We start from the raw sequence: 21,747 nt of genomic DNA on the forward strand, positions 1-21,747 counted from the left end.
GAATTTCCGTAAGCTTATTTCCTGTTGCAGATCAATATAAGGATAGACAGCAGACAGCTGATTCCCCCAAATAAATAGACCGACTGATAACCAAACGAGCCCGCGATCATTCCCGCCAATGGTCCTGCCAGTCCCAGCGACAAATCCACAAACGCAACATAAGCTCCAAGTGCTGTACCACGCATCTGCGGTGCAACTTTTTTTATGGCTAGCACACCCAAAGCCGGGAATACCAGGGAAAACCCTACACCTGTAAGTCCGCAGCCTATTATTGCAAGCATTTTGGATGTGGCAGTCCAGATCAGCGCTTGTCCCAGAACTTCGATAAACAATGATATCAAAGCTATTTTAAGACCGCCAAATCTATCTGGAAATGATGCAAAGAACACTCTGGTCAACACATAACATGTCCCAAAAACCATAAACGCCAATGAAGCCTCCCCCCAATTCATTGCCTTGAAGAACAAGGCAATGAAGGACGCAATACAGCCAAATGCCATGGAAGAGAATGCCAGGCTAAGCCCTTGTCCAGAAATCGCCCCTATCACCTTATAAAACGGTGTACGGATATGGTCTTTATCAATGGCTACAGCTGGCAGTTTTATCGTGGCTAGCCAGCTCATCATTGGCAATAATAACATAAGAAAACAGGCGGAAAGGTCTCCGGATACTCGTCCCAACCAAATACTTAGGGGGGCGCCGATAGCGATACCAGCATACATCGCAATACCGTTCCAGGTCATCACCTTTCCGGACTGCGCCGGTCCAACCAACCCGATGCCCCAAGTAAGCGCTCCTGTGACCAGAAAACTTTCTGCAATACCATGCATTACCCTGGCAAAAAGAAGCAATGCAAGCGCTGTACCGCTGCTAAATTGAAAAAAAACAGCTAAAACATAGGCTGATCCCGCTAGAACAGCTAAAATAGCGCCCGACATCTTGCTCTTCTTAGCACCCTTCGTATCGGTAATTTTACCCGAGTAAGCGCGTGTAAGAAGTGTCGCGAGCGATTGCAAACCAATAACCAAACCAACAATAAAACTGTCGTATCCTAATTTCTCCTCAACAAACTTCGGAAGTAGCCCCAAAGCAATTCCAATAGTCAAATAGACTCCAAATACCGATACAATAATGGGAATTATGGCTTTGTAGAAACCAATTGTTTGTCCTTTTTCTAAAATTACACTCATAAATTTTTTGTTTAACTATATTTCGAGTGCAAATATGCCGCGGATCAAAAAGCTAAACATTGACTCAAGTCAAAAAAAGAGTCTGCAAGTCAAAAAAGGAAGCTGAAAAATAAAAAGCCCAGAGTGGGGAACTCTGAGCTTTCGTTAGCCATATATTAACCTATTTTATGAAAAGTATTTGTAATGAAAACGCCACATTTTTGAATTCATTATAACAAGAATAGTCATTTAACATTTTTTAACGTTTAGAAGAGATTAATATTAAACTCTATTTGAGCGTGGCAAAAACCATAATTTTTCGTGTTCTTGTCAGGGATCCTCCGATCCTGTTCACAAAAAAAGCTCGAAGTGGGGAACTCCGAGCTAACCTAACCAATTATTAACCTAAATTTATGAAAAGTCTAATTTATACAAACAGCCTCTTTCGCTGTTTTGAATATTAAACGTAAACCATAAGCTTATTATTACGCAGCTCTTACGGATTTATGTGAAATTTGACATTTTTTAACAATTCAATAAGTAACTTTAGGAAAACGAACATATAAATAAATATCATATGGCAGAGTACGATTTAAATGAACTTCAGAAGATCCACGAAAACAAAGATGTTTTAAACTATCTGGAACAACATGGCATTCTGGAAATAAAAAAATTCAATGATGTTTACGATTATGAGAAAGAACTTTACGAGCTTCAAGTCAAGCTCTTAAAGCTTCAATATGAAATCATTGAAAAAGGAAAACGGGTCCTTATTATTTTTGAAGGTAGGGACGCTGCGGGTAAAGGTGGTACAATAGGCCGCATAACCCAATATCTAAATCCCAAAAAGGTACGCGTTGTTGCATTGCCCAAACCAACCGAAGAGGAAGCCGGACAATGGTATTTTCAACGATATATCAAACAGCTCCCTAATGCCGGCGAAATTGTGATTTTTGACCGTAGCTGGTATAACAGAGCTGTTGTTGAACCTGTATTTGGATTTTGCTCCAAGGAGCAACATGAGCTGTTTATGAACCAGGTCCCTGAATTTGAGAAGCAGTTAATCGATGATGGCATCATCCTTATCAAATTATTCCTGAACGTCAGCAAAGAAGAGCAAGCCGAAAGGTTAAAAGAGCGAAAAGAAGATATCCTAAAACAATGGAAAATCGGTGTGCTAGACCAGCAGGCACAGGAGAAATGGGATGTATATACGGGCTATATTGAGGATTTATTTAAAAAGACAAGTACAAAAAAATCGCCTTGGCTAGAAATCGCGAAAGATAATAAGAAAAAGGCTCGCCTGGCGTCCTTCAGACTTATTATCAATGCTCTTGTTGGAAGTGAACAGGAAAAAATAGATTCTTTCGTCACAAAACACGATTAAAGGTCTGTCGATTAGGAAAGGTACAATTATAACAAACAGGAGGAAAAGTATTTCCTCCTGTTTGTTATAATGGCAGAACGAATTAGGACACCAGAACTGTAGTTTCTATTTTAGGTCCTGCTGCGTGCACCGAGGGTGGCATCTCATCATTGAATTTTTCAAAATTCGAAATAAACAGCTTCGCCAGGCGTTTTGCCTGCATGTCATAAGCCTCGTCATTGTTCCATAAGCCTCGCGCATCTAAAATTTGTGCAGGAACATGCTCTCCACAGCTCGTTGGATACTCCAGTCCAAAAATATTGTGCTTGTTGAAGTGAGACTCCAGCAGTGAACCATCTATTGCTGCTCGAATTAGCGATCGCGTATAATTTAGCTTAATACGTCTGCCTATTCCGTAAGGACCGGCAATCCAGCCCGTGTTCACTAACCAAACTTTGATATTGCGATTTTGCTCTAGTTTTGAACGCAGCAAAGCCGCATATTTTGAAGGATGAAGCGGCAAAAATGCCTGTCCAAAACAGGTTGAAAATGCTGCTGTAGGCTCCTTTACCCCTACCTCTGTACCCGCGACCTTTGCTGTATAACCACTAACGAAATGATATACTGCCTGATCGATGGTCAACAATGAAATGGGAGGAAGTACACCAAAAGCATCTGCCGTCAGGAAAAAAATATTTTCAGGTTCACGACCAATACCGCTCATTTCGGCATTTTCCATAAAATCTATTGGATAGGATACGCGGGTATTTTCCGTCTTGCTAATATCGTTGTAATCAGGTCGATCAAATTCATCCAAAACAACATTTTCAAGCAGAGACCCAAAACGAATTGCGTGAAAAATCTCAGGCTCTTTGTCCTCCGATAAACCTACACATTTGGCATAGCAGCCACCTTCGAAATTGAATATTCCCTTTTCGCTCCATCCATGCTCGTCATCACCGATCAACTTTCTATTTCTATCAGCTGACAAGGTCGTCTTCCCTGTACCCGAAAGTCCAAAAAACAAAGCAGTCTCCCCTTCTTTCGAAGTATTCGCCGAACAGTGCATAGAAAGCACATTATGCTGAAATGGCAAAATAAAGTTCAATATTGAAAAAATACTCTTTTTAATCTCCCCTGTATAACCGGTCCCTGCAATCAGAACTATCTTTTTTGTAAAATCAATCGCAACAAAATTTTCGTTGATAATGCCATATTGATGCGGCTCTTCGATAAGCAGCGTCGGGGCAGCTAAAATCGACCAAGCAGGCTGAGCATCCAAATTTGGTTCCGGACGCAGAAACAGGTTATTGGCAAATATACTTTGATAAGCTGTCTCCGTAACAACACGCAAATCTATTTGATAAGCTGGATCAGCCCCTGCAGCACAATCTCTTACATAGATGATTTTATCACTTAAGTGAGCAGCTACTTTCGAAAATAGTGCTTCAAAATTAGCCGGAGACATCCGTTGATTGATCTCTCCCCACCAAACGCTATCTTTTGTTAAAGAATCTTCGACCAGAAACCGATCTTTTGGCGATCTCCCAGTAAATTTTCCCGTATCAGCAGCGAGTGCTCCCGTATCAGAAAGTCGACCTTCGTGATTTGCTAAGGCATGTTCGACCAATTCAGAAACAGGCAATTGATAAAATACATTTTTTGTACTATCAATTTTTAAATATTTCAAATCAGGCGCGTTTCCAATGTTACCCTTTTTCATATTTTTTGTTTGTTTTAAAATGTGCCCAAATTTAAAGGCATTTTTCGCTAAAAACAAAACTTAATTACCTAAAAATCAAGCTTATTGTACAAAAAACACAAAAACAAAACACTCATTAACAGCAACTTATAGAGGTAAAAAAAATTAAACTTTTTAGCATATTTTTTTAGCACATCAATTTATCACCATCAAAAAATATCACATATCTTTCGTAAATTGTTCCAAGCTTTACAAATATTAATAAGGTAAAAACAGATCATTAAAAGACATATCATCTGCGAATGAAATTACATGCTATAGAAACGGGATTTTTTAAACTCGATGGCGGTGCAATGTTTGGCGTTGTTCCAAAGAGTATCTGGAACAAAACAAACCCGGCCGACTCAAACAATATGTGTACCTGGGGAAACCGCCTGCTCCTCATCGAGGACAGTAATCGATTAATGCTGGTCGATACAGGACTGGGAGACAAACAGAATGAAAAATTCTTCAGCTATTATTATCTTCACGGCGATGCAACGCTGGATAAATCATTAAAAAATATTGGATTTAACAGAAGCGATATCACCGATGTCATCCTTACACACCTACACTTTGACCATTGCGGCGGCGCTATAGTGCGCGAAGGTGAACAGCTGGTTCCGGCTTTTAAAAATGCTCATTTTTGGAGCAATAGTGACCATTGGTCTTGGGCGACCGATCCTAACCCGCGCGAAAAAGCTTCTTTCTTAAAAGAGAACATTTTACCGATACAGGAGAGCGGACAATTAAAATTTGTCGAAGATCATCAAAATCCTTTTGGAAACAATATCGCTATCCGTTATGCACACGGCCATACAGAAGCTATGATGTTGCCACAGATACAGTATAAAGGCAAAACAATCCTCTATATGGCGGATCTATTGCCTTCGGTGGGACATATTCCCATTCCTTATGTTATGGGTTATGATGTCAGACCCCTCGTGACCATGGAGGAACGCAACAGCTATTGGAATGAGATCGTCGATAATGAATACATCTTATTTTTCGAACACGATCCCATACATGAATGCTGTACACTTCAACGTACTGAAAAAGGTATCCGGGTAAAGGATATTTTCAAACTAGGCGAGATTTAGCTGGTCTTTTTAAAGAAGATCAAATAGGATATGAAAAAGGATAAACAAAAAAGGCTACTTTGAAAGTAGCCTTTTTTTGTTTCATGAATATGTTTAGAATCTAAAGCCCAAAGCCCAATAATTCTCAAAAAACCATATTTGTTGGGATGCTTTATCTACCCCTCTTCTTCCTGTTGTACGAATGTTTGTTAAATCAGTCCAGCCCGTTTTGAAGTTCCCCTGAAGATAGAGTCCTTTATAAAAACGGTAGTGCAAACCAACTTTTGCCGAAGCACCATACCCCGCAATGTTCCAAAAGTGGTTGGCCCCTTCGCCAAAAAGATGCACGTCGGAACGAGGAATCAATAGACCTACATCCACACCAGATTCCATTGTCAGCACCTGTTGACCTTTGCGATTATTGATGATGTCATCATAACGCTCCAGACCTACTGAGGCAAAGTTATAACCATCTGTATGCTCAAATGTCAGCATAGCAGAGTCTACAGTAATCAATTCACCGTTATATTGACCGGCGCGGTTTCCCGTCGGGATACCAGGATTAGAAATCTCTTCACCGATAAAACCCGAAATTTTCACCTGCTGCGGAATATCGACCACATATTTCATATGGTCCCATCCCAATGAAATGGAATAATTATCCTTGATATAATAACCGAAGTGCAGATTAAATTGTGGAATAGTTAACCGGCTTGGATCAAAATACGTCGAACCAAATTTAGTTGGCCTATCACCCGCTTTTACATCATGGAGTATAAAGTCATAATTAGGACCCGTAAAATGAATATCTGATTTCGCGTAAGAAGAGAAGTTGTACCCCCAAAAGAAGAAGAATTTGCCCTTGTTACTTTCTGTTCTCAAATTTTTCGGTTTGAAAATGCTTTTTCCTATCTCAGGATTTTCTTGGGCAAATAAGGCAGAAACACTTAATGCAAGTGCTCCAATCGTTAAAAATATTTTTCTCATATCGGTGCTAAAAACGTTGGGCAAAAGTACCGGCATTCTATTTTATAAGCAAATAAAATCAATGGAAATTGGTAAAATATGACGAAGATCACAGAAATATCATTCGATTTAAAAAACAAACCTTCTTGACTTCTCAAGCACCGAGAGCAGTTAAAGCAAACTAGCAAGTTCTTTCTGTCGAATAACATCAGACACTTTCAAAAAAAAGCTGCTTCCCATTTCCAGGAAAGCAGCTTTTCATTTTATTTCTAAAGAATTATTATCCTTGATTTTTGCGGATGATATTCAAAGCTCCACCGGCTTTAAACCACTCGATTTGTTGCGCATTGTAGGTATGATTCGCCAAAATCTCTTCCGAAGTACCATCAGCATGATGTAACACAAGCGTTAATGGTTTACCTGGAGCAAATTCTGTCAGACCGATAATATCAATGGTATCATTCTCCTGAATCTTGTTATAATCGTCTTTGTTTGCAAACGTTAATCCCAACATACCTTGTTTTTTCAAGTTCGTTTCGTGAATACGGGCAAAAGACTTAACTAAAACAGCACGAACACCCAAATGACGAGGTTCCATCGCAGCATGCTCGCGGGAAGAACCTTCACCGTAGTTTTCATCACCGACTACAATTGAACCAATACCGTGTGCTTTATAGTCCCGCTGTGTTGCAGGAACAGGACCATATTCGCCTGTAAGTTGATTTTTAACGCTATCAGTCTTCTCATTGAAGAAATTCAAGGCGCCAATCAACATGTTATTTGAGATATTATCCAAGTGACCACGGTATTTCAACCAAGGACCAGCCATAGAAATATGGTCAGTAGTACATTTACCTTTCGCCTTAATCAATAGTTTCAACCCTTTCAAATCTGTACCTTCCCATGGAGCAAAAGGCTCCAACAATTGAAGACGATCAGAAGTAGGTGCTACATCAACCACCACCGAACTACCATCAGCAGCTGGCGCTTGGTACCCTGGGTCATCTACCGCAAATCCCTTTGTTGGCAACTCATCCCCCACAGGTGGATCCAGCTTCACTTGTTCACCCTTGTTGTTTGTCAAAGTGTCAGTTACCGGATTGAAACCCAAATCACCAGAAATCGCAATCGCTGCTACCAATTCTGGCGATGCAACAAAGGCATAGGTATTTGGATTACCATCTGCACGTTTTGCAAAGTTACGATTGAAAGAATGAACGATTGTATTTTTCTCTTGTTTATCGGCCCCTACACGATCCCACATACCGATACATGGACCACATGCATTTGTAAAAATTGTCGCATTGAGATCTTCAAAAGTTTTCAGCAAACCATCGCGATCAGCCGTAAAACGCACTTGCTCTGACCCTGGATTAATACCGAATTCAGCTTTTGTAATCAATCCTTTATCAACTGCTTGTTTTGCAATGGAGGCAGCACGGGATAAATCTTCATAAGAAGAGTTTGTACACGAACCGATCAATCCCCATTCCACTTGCAATGGCCAGCCATTCTTTTCAGCTTCTTCGCGCATGCGTGAAACTGGTGTATACAAATCTGGTGTAAAAGGACCGTTTAGAGAAGGCTCTAATTCAGACAGATTGATTTCAATTAACTGATCAAAATATTGTTCTGGGTCAGCATAGACCTCAGCATCCGCAGTCAAATGCTGTTTTATAGCATTGGCCGCATCAGCTACTTCGGCACGACCCGTAGCGCGCAGATAACGTTCCATCGATTCGTCATAACCGAAAGTTGAGGTTGTTGCACCAATTTCAGCGCCCATATTACAGATTGTTCCCTTTCCTGTACACGATAGCGACTCCGCACCTTCGCCAAAATATTCAACGATAGCACCTGTTCCGCCTTTTACAGTCAAGATACCTGCGACTTTCAAGATCACGTCTTTTGCTGCAGCCCATCCGCTGAGCTTACCTGTCAATTTTACACCGATCAGCTTAGGGAATTTAAGCTCCCAAGGCAAACCTGCCATCACATCACACGCATCAGCACCACCCACACCGATCGCAACCATACCTAAACCACCGGCATTCACCGTATGCGAGTCTGTACCGATCATCATACCGCCTGGAAACGCATAGTTTTCCAAAACGACTTGGTGAATAATACCAGCTCCGGGTTTCCAAAAACCGATACCATATTTATTGGATACTGAACTCAAAAAGTTGAATACTTCAGAACTTTCGCTTTTAGCACGAGCCAAATCTTTATCCGCACCCTCTTTCGCCTGAATCAGGTGATCACAGTGTACAGTAGAAGGAACTGCTACCTTTGGACGCCCAGCTTGCATAAATTGCAATAATGCCATCTGTGCAGTTGCATCTTGCATAGCAACGCGATCTGGAGCAAAGTCGACGTATGAAACGCCACGTTTGTAATCTTCAGTAGCATTGCCGTCCCAAAGGTGGGCATACAAAATTTTCTCAGATAAAGTCAAAGGTTTGTTAACCACTTGACGAGCCGCAGTAATGCGCTCGTCATATTGGCTATAGACCTTTTTAATCATATCTATATCAAAAGCCATATCTCTCTAATTTATATTGTTTAATTAAGTTACTAAACCCTAATCACTCATTATTTTGTTGGAATAGGCGCAAACTTTGTTAAGTTAATGCCTTCCACAGCAGCTTTATATTCTTCGATATTCGGAATACGGCCCAAGATCGCTGAAAGAACAACAACTGGAGTGGATGCTAATAAAGACTCCCCTTTTTTACCATCCCTATCTTCAACAACACGTCCTTGGAATAAGCGCGTTGAAGTAGCCATTACCGTGTCACCTTTAGCTGCTTTTTCCTGGTTACCCATACAAAGGTTACAACCAGGACGCTCCAAATACATAATATTCTCGTATTCAGTACGTGCGGTACTTTTTGGTAAAGCATCGCTAAATTCAAATCCAGAGTATTTTTGTAAGAATTCCCAATCGCCTTCCGCTTTCAGTTCATCAATGATATTGTACGTTGGAGCTGCAACGACCAAAGGAGCTTCAAATGTAACGACACCTTTTTGCTGTTCAATGTTTTTCAACATCTTCGATACGATTTTCAAATCGTCTTTGTGAACCATACAAGAACCGACGAAACCTAAGTCTACCTTTTTGTTTCCACCGTAGTACGAAAGGTCGCGAATTGTATCGTGTGTATAACGTTTGGAAACATCCGCATTATTCACATCCGGATCAGCAATCATTGGTTCTTCGATGATATCCAGATCAATAACAACTTCTGCATAATATTTCGCATTGGTATCTGGAGTTAAAGCAGGCTTAGCACCAGATTTAATTTCCTCAATACGTTTATTCGCCTTGTCAATTAAGCCTTGCAAAACGTTGTTTTTGTTTTCCATGCCTTTATCGATCATAATCTGGATACGGTTTTTAGCGATCTCCAATGATTCGATCAATGTATTATCCTGTGAAATACAAATAGAAGCTTTCGCCTTCATTTCTGCAGTCCAGTCAGTAAAAGTAAATGCCTGATCGGCTAAAAGCGTTCCGATATGAACTTCAATAATTCTGCCTTGGAAAACGTTCTCGCCAGCAAATTGCTGCAGCATCTGTGCTTGTGTAGCATGAACCACATCACGGAAATCCATGTGTTCTTTCATACTGCCTTTAAATGTAACTTTTACCGATTCTGGGATTGGCATAGAAGCTTCACCTGTCGCTAAAGCTAGCGCCACCGTACCAGAGTCAGCACCAAAAGCAACACCTTTAGACATACGGGTATGTGAATCACCTCCGATAATGATCGCCCATTCATCAATTGTAATATCATTTAATACCTTATGAATAACGTCTGTCATCGAATGATATACACCTTGAGGGTCACGAGCTGTGATCAATCCAAAGTCATTCATAAATTTCATCAGTTTTGGAATATTCGCTTGTGCTTTTTTATCCCAAACCGATGCCGTATGACAACCCGATTGATAAGCCCCATCTACTGTAGGCGAAATTACTGTAGCAGCCATCGCCTCTAACTCCTGCGCAGTCATCAAACCTGTCGTATCTTGCGAGCCAACGATATTCACCTTCACACGCACGTCAGAACCAGCATGTAATACCTTACCTGGCGTTACACCTACCGCATTTTTATTGAAGATTTTCTCCACTGCTGTTAGACCCTGGCCTTCAATTGTAATTTCTTTTGAAGGGGCAAATACTGCTGGCGCTTGAATACCTAAAGTTTCCGCTGCAAAAGTTTGGATCTTTTTACCAAAGACAATAGCATAAGAACCACCTGCTTTAATAAATTCCATTTTTTGAGGAGTCAAAGCTTTCGAAATATCGATTAGCTCCTGCTCGCCGTTATATAATTTTTTAGTCTTGGTATTAATTGTTAAGACAGTACCTGTAGTAACAGAATAAGCTTCTTCAAGGATTGGTTCATTTTTCTCGTTACGGATTACGTTGCCATTTTCATCCACTTTCTTCACCCAGTTTTTAAGGTCTATACCGATACCTCCGGTTACGTCCACTGTTGTCAAGAAAATTGGTGAGATACCATTCGTACCACCAACAATTGGTGCAATGTTGACAAAAGGAACGTAAGGGCTCGCTTGTTTACCGGTCCATAGTGCAACGTTGTTGACACCCGACATACGAGATGATCCCACGCCCATTGTTCCTTTCTCAGCAATTAACATAACGCTTTTACCAGGGTGTTGCGCCTGTAAGGCAACAATCTGTTGTTGTGCTTCAGGTGTGATCATACATTTTCCATGTAATTCACGATCTGAACGCGAGTGCGCCTGGTTACCTGGCGACAATAAATCTGTCGAGATATCACCTTCACCAGCGATAAACGTAACCACTTGAATTTCCTCAGCAACCTCAGGCAGTTTTGTAAAAAACTCTGCTTTTGCGTAGCTTTCTAAAATATCTTTTGCAACCTCATTGCCTTGTTCAAAAGCTTCTTTCAAACGAGTGGTATCCGCGTCATATAAGAAAACTTGTGTTTTAAGAACCTCAGCCGCCTGTTTTGCAATAGCTAGTTCTGTACCCAAAGCCAGGTCCAATAAAACCTTGATTGAAGGACCACCCTTCATATGTGACAACAATTCAAAAGCGAAATCAGGTGTAATTTCAGCAACAACTGATTCACCCAAAACAATTTCCTTTAGGAATTGTGCTTTAACACCCGCTGCTGGCGTAGTACCCGGCAACGTGTTGTAAATAAACAATCTTAAAGATTCAGCTCTATTTTCATTGTTTAAATCTTTAATCTGAGCAATTACCTCACTTAGTAATTCTGCTCCGTCAATAGGCTTAGGATGTAATCCTTGGCCTGCTCGTTCTACAACCTCTTGTACGTAATCGTTGTAAATACTCATAGATATCTATCTTTCTATTTTATGGGCAGCATAAAAACACCTATGTCTTTCTAAACCGCCATGTCTGTAATATAATTAAGCAAATACGCCATCTATCGGGTCCTCCCTGACAAATCACAAATTAGCCCTTCCACTTCATGTTTTGAAGCTGATCTATTTGTCGTAAATCAACTTGTATGACTAATTACAAAAATAGTGAAAATCCAACTTTAAACGCATGCATTCCATTTATTTAAATCAATTTGGAATTGTTCTAAACAGCATTTATGCAATCCTGCCATCTTTTTTTGAAATCCGCTATATTGTATTTATTTCTTTCAAAAAAAAAGGTGATTTATGTTATTAAATCACCTTTTCGTTTTATATACTATCTATAGTTATATCAATGTCTTTTAATGCTTTCACGGTTTCCAGAGGATCTGTCGCGTTGAATACAAATGAACCTGCCACCAGCACATCGGCTCCGGCTTTCAATAACTGTGCTGCATTCGCAGTCGTTACTCCCCCATCGATTTCAATCAGCAGACCATCATTCACTCCCTGTGCCATGGACCTTAGTTCCTGTACCTTGGCATAGGTATTTGGAATAAATTTCTGACCGCCGAACCCTGGATTGACCGACATAATACAAACCAAGTCGAGATCCGCAAGAACATCTTTTAAAAGTGCTACTGGCGTATGTGGATTCAATGCAACGCCTGCTTTACAGCCCAATTCTTTAATAGCAGCCAGTGTACGATGCAAATGTGTACAGGCCTCATAATGCACGGTAATGATTGCTGCACCCGAGTCTTTACATACCTGCAGATAACGGTCTGGATCAACAATCATCAAATGTACATCCAAAGGTTTAGCAGCATGTTTTGCAATAGCCTGCATAACTGGAAATCCAAAAGAGATATTTGGAACGAAAACACCATCCATAATATCAATATGAAACCAATCTGCCTCACTGTTGTTTACCATGATGATATCATCGTATAATTTTGCAAAGTCTGCAGCAAGAACGGATGGTGCAATTAGATGTGATTTTGTTGACATGTTGTATTTTTTTGCAAAGATAACAAGTATTTTTGGTTCATCACAGCGTTTACCCGATTTAATACCTATAAACGACAATTGGCTGAAGCTGCAGAAAATAATTATAATTACATTTGTATATTAACATGACAATAAAATACAGCTCACCGTGGGAAGACTAAAAATAAAATACAGAAGAGAATTAAATACAACGGAGAACCTCGTCCGAAAAATTGGATTAATACTTATCACCATTATTCTGATCTGTATATTCCTTCCCAAACAGCCTCGTTTTCGCTATGAATTCCAAAAGGGAAAAGTATGGAATCATGAGAATCTGATATCACCCTATAATTTTGCCATATTAAAAACGCAGGAGGAATTGAATGCGGACAAGAAAAGTATCTTAAACACGATTCAACCGATTTATAATGCCAATACGACAACAAGCAAAGAGCAAATTGATCAGTTCAACACGGATCTGGCCGAAAAGTGGCAAAGCAGCAAATTGGATACAACGCATGAAAATATAGTAGATTATAGAAATGCCGGTAATGCCATCTTAAGCCATCTTTATGGCAAAGGCATTCTGTCATTGAACAATCGGTTCCAGAACCGCAGCAATGACAAATCCCCGGCTTCCAAGCATTACAACTTTACACTGATACAGGACAAAGTTGCCAGCCAAAAAAACACGGCCGACTGTTACACCATCGAAAGCTCTTATGGTTATATGGATGAAATTATGCCCAAATTGACCAAGATAAAGCAAAAGAGCTGGCTGGAGGAAACTTTAAAAAATTACATTACCATTAACTACATCTACAACGATCAACAAACAGAAGCTTTAGAACAAAATGCCATTGCAAACATATCGGCTACGCGCGGTGTGGTCCAAAAAGGAGAACTGATCGCTGAAAAGGAGAAAATCATATCCAATGAGACGTACCAGAAACTCGAGTCGCTTCGTAAGGTATATGAAGATGAAGGCAAGATCAGCGGAAATCAAAATTATGTGACCCTTGGGCAATTTCTGATTATCTCGCTTGCCCTGTCTATTTTGATGGTATTCCTTTTTCTTTTCCGTAAGGACATCTATTTTAACAATAGGTTGCTGGTCATTATCATGATTGTGATCATTGGTATGCTCGCTGTCCTATCTTGGGCGATCAAAATCAAGATTCCTAATCTCTACTACATCCCATTTTGCGCCGTCCCCATTATTATTCGTATTCTTTTTGATACACGTGTAGCACTCAATATCCATCTGTTGATGGTTCTGCTTGCGGGGCTTTTTGTACCGAATAGTTTTGAGTTTGTCTTTTTACAATTTATGGCGGGCATTGTCGCGATCTATAGTATTAAAACATTAGTGAAACGGGAGCAGCTGTTCATTTCCTCGGCTATCATCCTCGGTACCTATTGGATTGCTTACATTGGCTTGGTCGTCACGAGAAATGGATCTATAGACACCATTTACTGGTCTGACCTTCTTCCCTTTTTCGTAAGTGTCATGATTACCTTATTAGCTTATCCAATGATCTATGCATTCGAAAAATTATTTGGTATTGTATCTGATCTAACACTCATGGAGCTTACCAATAGTAACTCCAAGTTGCTGCGTGAACTATCTTTTAAAGCTCCGGGAACATTTCAGCACTCCTTACAGGTGGCTAATCTAGCCGAAGCCGCTATCTACAAAATTGGCGGGAATCCGCTGTTGGTCCGCGCCGGAGCCCTGTACCACGATATCGGGAAATTGACAAACCCCCAGTTTTTCATCGAGAATCAGAAGACAGAAAAAAATCCGCATGATGAGCTTTCACCGGAACAAAGTGCGCAGATTATTATATCACATGTCATCAAAGGCGTCGATATTGCCAAAAAACATCAATTGCCTGACGTGATCCTTGATTTTATCCGCACACACCACGGAACGACGCGTGTTGACTATTTTTATAACGTTTTTGTCAAGAACAACCCTGACAAACTGGTTGACGAGTCTTTATTTACTTATCCCGGCCCTATTCCTTTTTCCAAGGAAACAGCTGTACTCATGATGGCGGATTCGGTCGAAGCCGCATCCCGTGCATTAAAAGAACCATCTGAAGAGTCTATCAATAACCTTGTCGATAAAATTATCGAACATAAATTGATGCGGGGGCAGTTCAATAATAGTAACATTACGCTAAAAGATATCACCGAATCTGCAGTTATTTTTAAGGCAATGCTCAAAAGTATCTACCATGTTCGGGTAGATTATGATTTAAGCAAAAAAACAATGTAATTTTAATTGTCAAACAACAAATTGAATTTCAAACGCTTATTGCAACGTTACATTTTTTTTGCATTTTTTTTAGTATTTAGACTTTGCAGAATCAAATAATTGCCTTATGTTTGCAATGTCAAAACGAGGAAGGGTGCCTGAGTGGCCGAAAGGAACAGTTTGCTAAACTGTCGTACTGGAAACGGTACCGCGGGTTCGAATCCCGCCTCTTCCGCAGACAAAAGCGCTTTCAGAGGATTCAGAAAGCGCTTTTTTTGTTTCTGGGCGGAAAGCAGCACCAAAAACGGATCATACCGGATCATGTACAAAAGTTGTGGAGGGGATAAAAAAGGATCATACCGAAAGTTTGGGGGGTAATCATTTTTAAGCATACAATTTCATCACTCTGTACAGGAAGAATGTTGTATCCCTTACTCCACGGAAGACGCTCCTGAAAGCTTTGAGTTTTGCATTGAAGGACTCTGCGGATGCATTGGTGCTTCTATTGTCGAAGTAGTGGAGAATGTATTGATGATGTGCTGCAATGGATCTTGCGACACTCTCGAATGAAGCAATACCCGCGTTCTCAACCTGGTTGTGCCACAGTCCTAACTTTGTGAAAGCAACTTTTTTATCCCTGCATTTATTGAAGATGTCACCTAAGGCAACTCCAAGATCATAAGCCTGTTTTAGCTTGGGAAACCTGATGAACAGCAGTTCTGCACGGCGTTTTTGGCTTTCCGACCATCGACTTGGATGCTTGAACAGGAGGTGTCTCGACCTAGCTAATAGCTGTTTGAGCGTATCACCATTAGGCAACAACTCGGGGTCATATGGGATACCCCGTTTTCGCGATTCCATTATTTTTTTGCTTTCTGCATCTAAGACTTCCCATCGGTATTTGATACGGAGTTCCTGAACAGCATCATAAGCAAGTTTTTGTACATGAAACCGATCGATAACCCTTCTGGCATTTCTGAAACACCTACGGATAGCCTTTGCCATATTGGGGGCCATATCCATCGTTACTTCCCTAACTTTGTTCCTTAGTTTAAGTGGAATGCGCTCTAATACAGCAATAATATCTTCCGCCTTTGTCCCTCTTATGGTAGCCAATATGGTTCCCTTCCTGCCCTTTGCTGATTTACTGCTTACGATCGTGTAAAGTTCACCGTTGCTAAAGCTGGTCTCATCGATGCTCAGGTGTTCCGATATGTTATCAGGAAAAAGGGTCCATTGCTCTGCGTGTGGCTTTTGGTCCCAGTCCTGGAAGTCACTGAGATGGTTCTTGTATTGATCCTGTAGTTGCTTACCGTCCATTTGGAAGAACAGACCTACCAATTGGGCGCTTACAGGATGATTATCCAAATATCTTCTTTAAAAAAAGCCCGAATTCCGTAGTCATTCGAGCACCCTCACGCACCAGATTCCAATCTCTTGTGATGATCTCTCCGGTATCCAGACCGTCCAGCGACGACGGCGGATATGTAGCGTAACTTTCTGGCCTCGAATGGGAAAGTCTGAAATCTCAGTGGAAGGCATGAAGCCCTTTGACTCCAACTTGCTGTTCTGATAGCCTGTCGGAGCAATATTAAGCTCATCTAAATAAATGTGGAGCTGATTGTCAACCTGATCGACTTCTAAAATCTGAAAGTATTCCAATAGCCCTTCGGGCATCAATAGGGACAGTAATTTACGTTCGGCTTATTGCAAGGGATATCTGTATTAAGGATGCTAAACTAAGAAATTTTTGACATTCCCCCCAAGAATTCAGCTTGATCCATAAAAAATAATTAGATATTTGTGCTTTGATATTTATACAGATGCACGAATCTTTTAACGCGTTAATGCCCTTAATTATTCCCGAAGGAGTTTCCGATTATTTTGAGATGACCCACTATTCCAAAGAAGAAAAAAGACTGGATATCTTTCTGGAGGAACTCAATAATACACCTGAAGAATATCAAGGCCAGAAGTTGATTTCCAAGGGGTTTTTCGAACCCGTTACCCTTCAAGATTTTCCTATCCGTGGCATGCAGGTCTATCTTCATGTCAAGCGCCGCAGGTGGCTCAACCAGGATACCGATAAAGTAGTCTACAGAAATTGGGAACTAGTAGCCAAAGGGACGCGCATCACACAGGATTTCGCAGCTTTTTTAAAAGGTATCAGCGGACAACCAGGCTCATAGCATTCAGACCATCAGTTCATTCTATGGGATATCAGCCAGTAAACTAAGGAGATACTACCGCAATAAACTGAGCGGTTTCCAGGATTGGGAGCATCGCGAAAATGCGCGAGATGGATTGACCTTCCCACAGAATGTCAGCGGCCATCTTTCTATTGACGAGACCTGCCTATCCCATGGCGAGCTCTATACCGTTGTCACCAATAAAGAAGCACGGGGCAAAAAAGGGACCATTGTAGCCATACTGAACGGGACAAAATCAGAGAACATTATCCCGATCCTTCAAAAGATCCCACAGAGATTACGAAATAAAGTTCAAGAGATAACGCTTGATTTAGCCGGTAATATGGGATTGATAGCCAAAAGATGCTTTCCCAATGCTGTTCAGGTAATAGACCGTTTCCATGTTCAGCAACTTGCTAACGAAGCGCTTCAGGAAATAAGGATAAAGCACCGCTGGCAGGCCATTGACGATGAAAATCAAGCAATTGACCAAGCACGAAAGAATAAGGAAACCTATTTTCCGGAAGTCCTATCCAACAGTGAAACCATCAAACAGTTACTTGCAAGAAGCCGATACCTGCTTTATAAAAGTGAACATAAATGGACTTACGAGCAAAGAGAAAGGGCTGCTGTACTCTTTGAGCGATATCCCGATATTGAAAAGGCGTACAGGCTATCCCAAGAACTCTCTTGGATATTCAACACCACCATAGATAAGATCTACGCCTTTACAAGGTTGGCAAAATGGGCGGATAAAGTGGAACAGGCCGGCTTCAAGTCATTCAACACCGTCTCCAGAACCATAAATATCCATCACAAAAAAATATTGAACTACTTCGACAACAAGAGTACAAATGCTTCAGCAGAATCTTTCAATGCAAAGATAAAAGCTTTCAGAAGTCAGTTTAGAGGTGTAGGTGACATCAATTTCTTCCTGTTCAGATTGACCAAATTATTTGCGTAGTCCACAGGTTTTGAAACTGATCCATAAAATGGTGTTGAAAAAATTAACATTTCTCATGAGCAATCAATTGCTCCAAAAAAGAAATCTGCCGTTCGTTTATTTTCTTCCTAGCTTCCGCAAATGTAAACCAACCTCCGCGATCTACTTCTGGATAAGTTTGCATTTTTCCGGATTTCGGCGGCCATTCCATTTCAAAGGTATTGCTTACCAGATCAGCAGGATCTATATCTCCTTCAATTGCCCAGCACTTAACTATTTTTCCTCCTTTCTGTTGAATAGCTTGTAGCGCAATAAAATTTCCGCTGGGAAGATAGCCTGTCTCTTCAATAAATTCCCTTTTGGCTGCTTCAAGTTCATCTTCATACAAATCGATTTCTCCCTTAGGAATTGTCCAAGAGCCTTCATCTTTTTTCGTAAAATAGGGACCACCAGGATGTACTAAGAAAAAATAAATTTCTAGCGCCTCAAATTTATACAATAACAATCCAGCACTGGTATTTATCTTTTTAGCCATTGTTGCTGCTATTCCGTAACCGAATCCATGTAGGGGCATGATCGCTGCTCTTTTCCCAGCCGCGAACATGGCGATCAATACCGCCTTCAATCAAACGATTCTGAATTGAAGGGCTTAATAGGATATGATCTATACGCAAACCGGCATTTCGACTATAAGCCTGACGAAAGTAATCCCAGAACGTATACACCTGCTGATCCGGAAAAAGCTGACGAATCGCATCCTGCCAGCCCGCTTCAAGAAGTTGACTGAAAGCCTCTTTAACTTCCTTTCTGAACAATGCATCGTCGACATATTTTTCAGGTTTATAGGTATCCATTTCAGTTGGAATAATGTTAAAATCGCCGATGAGTATCGCTGGAATATCCATACTAAGCAACGTTTTGGCCCGCTTAGCTAAGCGCTCAATCCACGTCAATTTATACTCAAATTTGGGCCCGGGAAATGGGTTCCCATTGGGAAGATAAAGACAGCAAATCGCGACTTGCTGGATCATAACCTCCAAATAACGGCTTTGAACATCTTCGGCATCACCTGGAAGCGCTCTAGAGATTTCTTCGATCTCATATTTAGAAAGAACCGCAACCCCATTCCAGCTTTTTTGACCGTGCCAAACGGCATGATATCCGATGGCATTAATTTCTTTCAGTGGAAAACGTTCCTGCGGAGATTTCAACTCCTGGAGGCATACAACATCAGGCGATTCTTCGGCCAACCAGCGAAGCAAGACTGGTAGACGCGCATTGATACCATTAATATTATAGGTAGCTATTTTCATGAACTCATTTTTAACTTAAATAAACAACCAAAGGAACCTCTTTATTGTTTGAAACTGCTAAGAAAAATTTAAGCGAGGAAAATTGAACATCTTTAGCAAAACAGCACTTATTTATGAAATTTGTATGGGATTAAATGACTATTTAAGTGATACGACGATAAATTCATTTCTCCAACGCTATAAATACGTATTTAACCTGTATTTTTCGGAAGTTCCTTAGCTACCCTACTCTATTTCTATTCAAAAACTACGGTTAAAGCTTCATAAACATCCTTTAGGTATAAATTTTGTTTCAATTACATCAAAAGAATTTACACTCAAATAGCGTACGGATATGGAAAATATTGAAAAGAAAGCAAAAAAAATAGGTTTGGAAAAAGGCTACTATTTATTGCTAATGGCCATTTTGGATCTTCCAGTTGAAGAAGTACAAAATACAGTAAAGGAGGGTTAAATCATATGAAAAAAATAGCAATCATCAGTACTTGTCCGCCTCAAGAATGTGGGTTAGCAACTTTTACGAAAGACCTTAAACAAGGTATGGAATTCGATCCTACTGTACAAATTGACATCATCGCTTTATCTAAACATGGATTAGAGGATTTTAATGAATCTGTACGCTTTGTCATCTTTCGGGATCGACTTGATAGTTATCATCAAGCAGCTCGTATCATCAATGAGGAATATGATTATTGTATTGTGCAACATGAATTTGGAATATTTGGTGGTGCCGACGGTATTTTCGTCACACAAATCGCCAACAATCTTACTATACCATTATTAACCGTATTTCATACTATTCTGCAAACCCCTTCATTGCAGCAGAAAGAAATTATGGAATTACTTCTGGAAAAATCTCAGGTGGTTGTCAGCCTATCGCCAAAAGGAGTAGAATTGTTAAAGGAGCAATTTGATTCGGCTCTTACGGATAAAATTAAAGTTATACCGCATGGCGTGCCACAGTTTGACTATAATCAGGGGTTAGCCAAGTATAGGTTGAATTTACAGCAAAACTTTGTGATGATGACTTTTGGTTTAATCGGAAGGAGTAAAGGGCTTGAATATGCCATAAAATCCCTGTCGGGTATCGATCTTCCTGGATTCAAATACTTGATTGTTGGAAAAACACACCCCAATGTGCTTGCCCATGAAGGTGAATCTTACCGATTCGAACTTCAAAATTTAGTTGATCAACTAGGTTTACAGGATAAAGTTGTTTTTATTGATAAATTCTTAACGGATGAAGAACTTAAAGAGTATCTGACAGCATGCGATATATACTTATCCCCATACCCTCACGAACAACAAATAAGCAGTGGAACCTTATCTTTTGCAGTAGGCGCGGGAGCTGCAGTTATCTCCACTCCTTACTGGCATGCCAAAGATCTATTGAAAGATGATTGTGGCATTCTCACCCCGTTTAACGACATAGAATCCATGCGTGGCAACATCAAATTATTGTATACCTCCCATCGACTACTCGCTTGGCATCGTTTCAAAGCACGCAGCTACGGAGAACAAACTGTATGGAAAAACGTAGCAAAAATGTATATCGAACTTCTAAATGGAGTAACAACACCGGTGAGATCTTTAATTGATTATGAAAAATACCTCTCTTTTGATTTGAAAAGAGAAGCTTAAAGTTAAAGGGCTGTCCGAGGAGTCTAACTTTTCAGGGCAGTGATTAACGTGGACAGCCCTTCTTTTTTACTATTTTATGTACATCCCCATCCAATTCAACAGCCTTTCGGGTAATCAATTCTCAAACGGATTGGCTTGACTTTTTACTTACCCTATTTAGTCGTAATAGCCTATTTAAAGTTTCGAATGCCTTTATGGTATAAATGGCCTGCGCTTCTTCCATTTTGACACTCGATTGAAGTTCGATTTTTTCGGTAGATATAATCTTGTCCTTTTCAGCAATTGAAATATAGGCGAACAATTTACCAGCTGATTCGGGCACCGCTGTTGCATATCCCGTTGTGGCAATAGCCCATGTTGTACCAAACAGGTTGCTTACTGCAAGTGCCATTTCTTCGGTAATTTTCGGAGATACGCAGTCGCATCTTTCGGCTTCCTTTGCATCCACCTTTAGGATTTTTATCTTAGCATTAATCGTATAGGTGGTCACTCCCCCAGCGAAAACTTCCATTGCTCCCTCCATCTGTGAACAGGCTAACTGCAACAATCCCGCTGTCACACTTTCAGCAACGGCAATACGATCTTTAGCATCTTTGAGATTTTGAGCGACTTCGCGCAGTAACAATTCTGGAAACTCTATTTTCATTATATATTAATATAAGGTCATCTACATATGAAGGCATTGCCTACGCTATC

General features: G+C 40.4%; 17 protein-coding genes and 1 tRNA gene. 7 read left to right on the top strand and 11 right to left on the bottom strand.

Annotated elements, in window-relative coordinates; genetic code table 11:
- Positions 1 to 14 precede the first annotated feature (14 nt).
- Positions 15 to 1,190: an MFS transporter gene (locus tag AACH28_RS04100; protein ID WP_341832314.1), complete on the bottom strand. Its 1,176-nt coding sequence runs from the start codon at positions 1,188 to 1,190 to the stop codon at positions 15 to 17.
- A 556-nt stretch (positions 1,191 to 1,746) separates the two neighbouring features.
- Here AACH28_RS04100 and ppk2 point away from each other — a divergent pair.
- Positions 1,747 to 2,556 (top strand): polyphosphate kinase 2, encoded by an 810-nt coding sequence (gene ppk2, locus AACH28_RS04105; protein WP_145326873.1) that lies wholly within the window; start codon positions 1,747 to 1,749, stop codon positions 2,554 to 2,556.
- 82 nt (positions 2,557 to 2,638) lie between these two features.
- Here ppk2 and pckA read toward each other — a convergent pair whose 3' ends face one another.
- Complete coding sequence (pckA, locus tag AACH28_RS04110; RefSeq protein ID WP_341832315.1) at positions 2,639 to 4,258, bottom strand: phosphoenolpyruvate carboxykinase (ATP); 1,620 nt, start codon at positions 4,256 to 4,258, stop codon at positions 2,639 to 2,641.
- 281 nt (positions 4,259 to 4,539) lie between these two features.
- Here pckA and AACH28_RS04115 point away from each other — a divergent pair, with 281 nt between their 5' ends.
- A complete protein-coding gene (locus AACH28_RS04115; RefSeq protein ID WP_145326875.1) occupies positions 4,540 to 5,376 on the top strand; it encodes an MBL fold metallo-hydrolase in 837 nt (278 codons plus the stop codon).
- Positions 5,377 to 5,469: 93 nt separating this feature from the next.
- Here AACH28_RS04115 and AACH28_RS04120 read toward each other — a convergent pair whose 3' ends face one another.
- The 4 genes from AACH28_RS04120 to rpe all read right to left on the bottom strand — a co-directional run bounded on the left by AACH28_RS04120 (position 5,470) and on the right by rpe (position 12,720).
- Complete coding sequence (locus tag AACH28_RS04120; RefSeq protein WP_046672928.1) at positions 5,470 to 6,342, bottom strand: hypothetical protein; 873 nt, start codon at positions 6,340 to 6,342, stop codon at positions 5,470 to 5,472.
- 259 nt (positions 6,343 to 6,601) lie between these two features.
- Positions 6,602 to 8,866, bottom strand: coding sequence for an aconitate hydratase (locus tag AACH28_RS04125; protein ID WP_341832316.1), 2,265 nt, complete (start codon positions 8,864 to 8,866; stop codon positions 6,602 to 6,604).
- Between the two features lie 50 nt (positions 8,867 to 8,916).
- Positions 8,917 to 11,679: a bifunctional aconitate hydratase 2/2-methylisocitrate dehydratase gene (locus tag AACH28_RS04130; protein ID WP_341832317.1), complete on the bottom strand. Its 2,763-nt coding sequence runs from the start codon at positions 11,677 to 11,679 to the stop codon at positions 8,917 to 8,919.
- Positions 11,680 to 12,039: 360 nt separating this feature from the next.
- Positions 12,040 to 12,720, bottom strand: a complete 681-nt coding sequence (rpe, locus tag AACH28_RS04135; protein WP_341832318.1) for a ribulose-phosphate 3-epimerase — start codon at positions 12,718 to 12,720, stop codon at positions 12,040 to 12,042.
- A 148-nt stretch (positions 12,721 to 12,868) separates the two neighbouring features.
- Between rpe and AACH28_RS04140 the strand changes: the two genes are divergently transcribed.
- Complete coding sequence (locus AACH28_RS04140) at positions 12,869 to 14,986, top strand: HD family phosphohydrolase (protein WP_088161752.1); 2,118 nt, start codon at positions 12,869 to 12,871, stop codon at positions 14,984 to 14,986.
- A 127-nt stretch (positions 14,987 to 15,113) separates the two neighbouring features.
- Positions 15,114 to 15,200 (top strand) — tRNA-Ser (locus tag AACH28_RS04145).
- Between the two features lie 149 nt (positions 15,201 to 15,349).
- Here AACH28_RS04145 and AACH28_RS04150 read toward each other — a convergent pair.
- Entirely contained in the window at positions 15,350 to 16,333 is a 984-nt protein-coding gene (locus AACH28_RS04150; RefSeq protein ID WP_286767918.1) for a transposase, read from the bottom strand.
- Between the two features lie 33 nt (positions 16,334 to 16,366).
- Positions 16,367 to 16,642, bottom strand: a complete 276-nt coding sequence (locus AACH28_RS04155) for a hypothetical protein (RefSeq protein WP_341832319.1) — start codon at positions 16,640 to 16,642, stop codon at positions 16,367 to 16,369.
- Between the two features lie 146 nt (positions 16,643 to 16,788).
- On the opposite strand from AACH28_RS04155, the gene AACH28_RS04160 reads away from it, so the two are divergent.
- Together AACH28_RS04160 and AACH28_RS04165 are read left to right on the top strand one after the other, a co-directional pair.
- Positions 16,789 to 17,154, top strand: a complete 366-nt coding sequence (locus AACH28_RS04160; RefSeq protein WP_149525777.1) for a transposase — start codon at positions 16,789 to 16,791, stop codon at positions 17,152 to 17,154.
- A 115-nt stretch (positions 17,155 to 17,269) separates the two neighbouring features.
- Positions 17,270 to 18,118 carry a transposase gene (locus AACH28_RS04165; protein WP_341831486.1) on the top strand — a complete coding sequence of 283 codons (849 nt, stop codon included), beginning with the start codon at positions 17,270 to 17,272 and terminating at the stop codon, positions 18,116 to 18,118.
- Between the two features lie 43 nt (positions 18,119 to 18,161).
- On the opposite strand, the gene AACH28_RS04170 is transcribed toward AACH28_RS04165, so the two are convergent.
- Both AACH28_RS04170 and xth read right to left on the bottom strand, forming a co-directional pair.
- Entirely contained in the window at positions 18,162 to 18,632 is a 471-nt protein-coding gene (locus tag AACH28_RS04170) for an NUDIX domain-containing protein (RefSeq protein WP_070560792.1), read from the bottom strand.
- Positions 18,625 to 19,410: an exodeoxyribonuclease III gene (gene xth, locus AACH28_RS04175; RefSeq protein ID WP_286802575.1), complete on the bottom strand. Its 786-nt coding sequence runs from the start codon at positions 19,408 to 19,410 to the stop codon at positions 18,625 to 18,627. The genes AACH28_RS04170 and xth overlap by 8 nt, the downstream gene beginning before the upstream one ends.
- Before the next feature lie 459 nt (positions 19,411 to 19,869).
- On the opposite strand from xth, the gene AACH28_RS04180 reads away from it, so the two are divergent.
- Positions 19,870 to 21,051 (top strand): glycosyltransferase, encoded by a 1,182-nt coding sequence (locus tag AACH28_RS04180; protein ID WP_341832320.1) that lies wholly within the window; start codon positions 19,870 to 19,872, stop codon positions 21,049 to 21,051.
- A 121-nt stretch (positions 21,052 to 21,172) separates the two neighbouring features.
- Here AACH28_RS04180 and AACH28_RS04185 read toward each other — a convergent pair whose 3' ends face one another.
- On the bottom strand, positions 21,173 to 21,697 hold the full coding sequence (locus AACH28_RS04185) for a CinA family protein (RefSeq protein WP_083295736.1): 525 nt from the start codon (positions 21,695 to 21,697) through the stop codon (positions 21,173 to 21,175).
- Between the last annotated feature and the right edge of the window lie 50 nt (positions 21,698 to 21,747).

The organism is Sphingobacterium thalpophilum (genome assembly GCF_038396785.1).
GTDB lineage: Bacteria > Bacteroidota > Bacteroidia > Sphingobacteriales > Sphingobacteriaceae > Sphingobacterium > Sphingobacterium thalpophilum_A.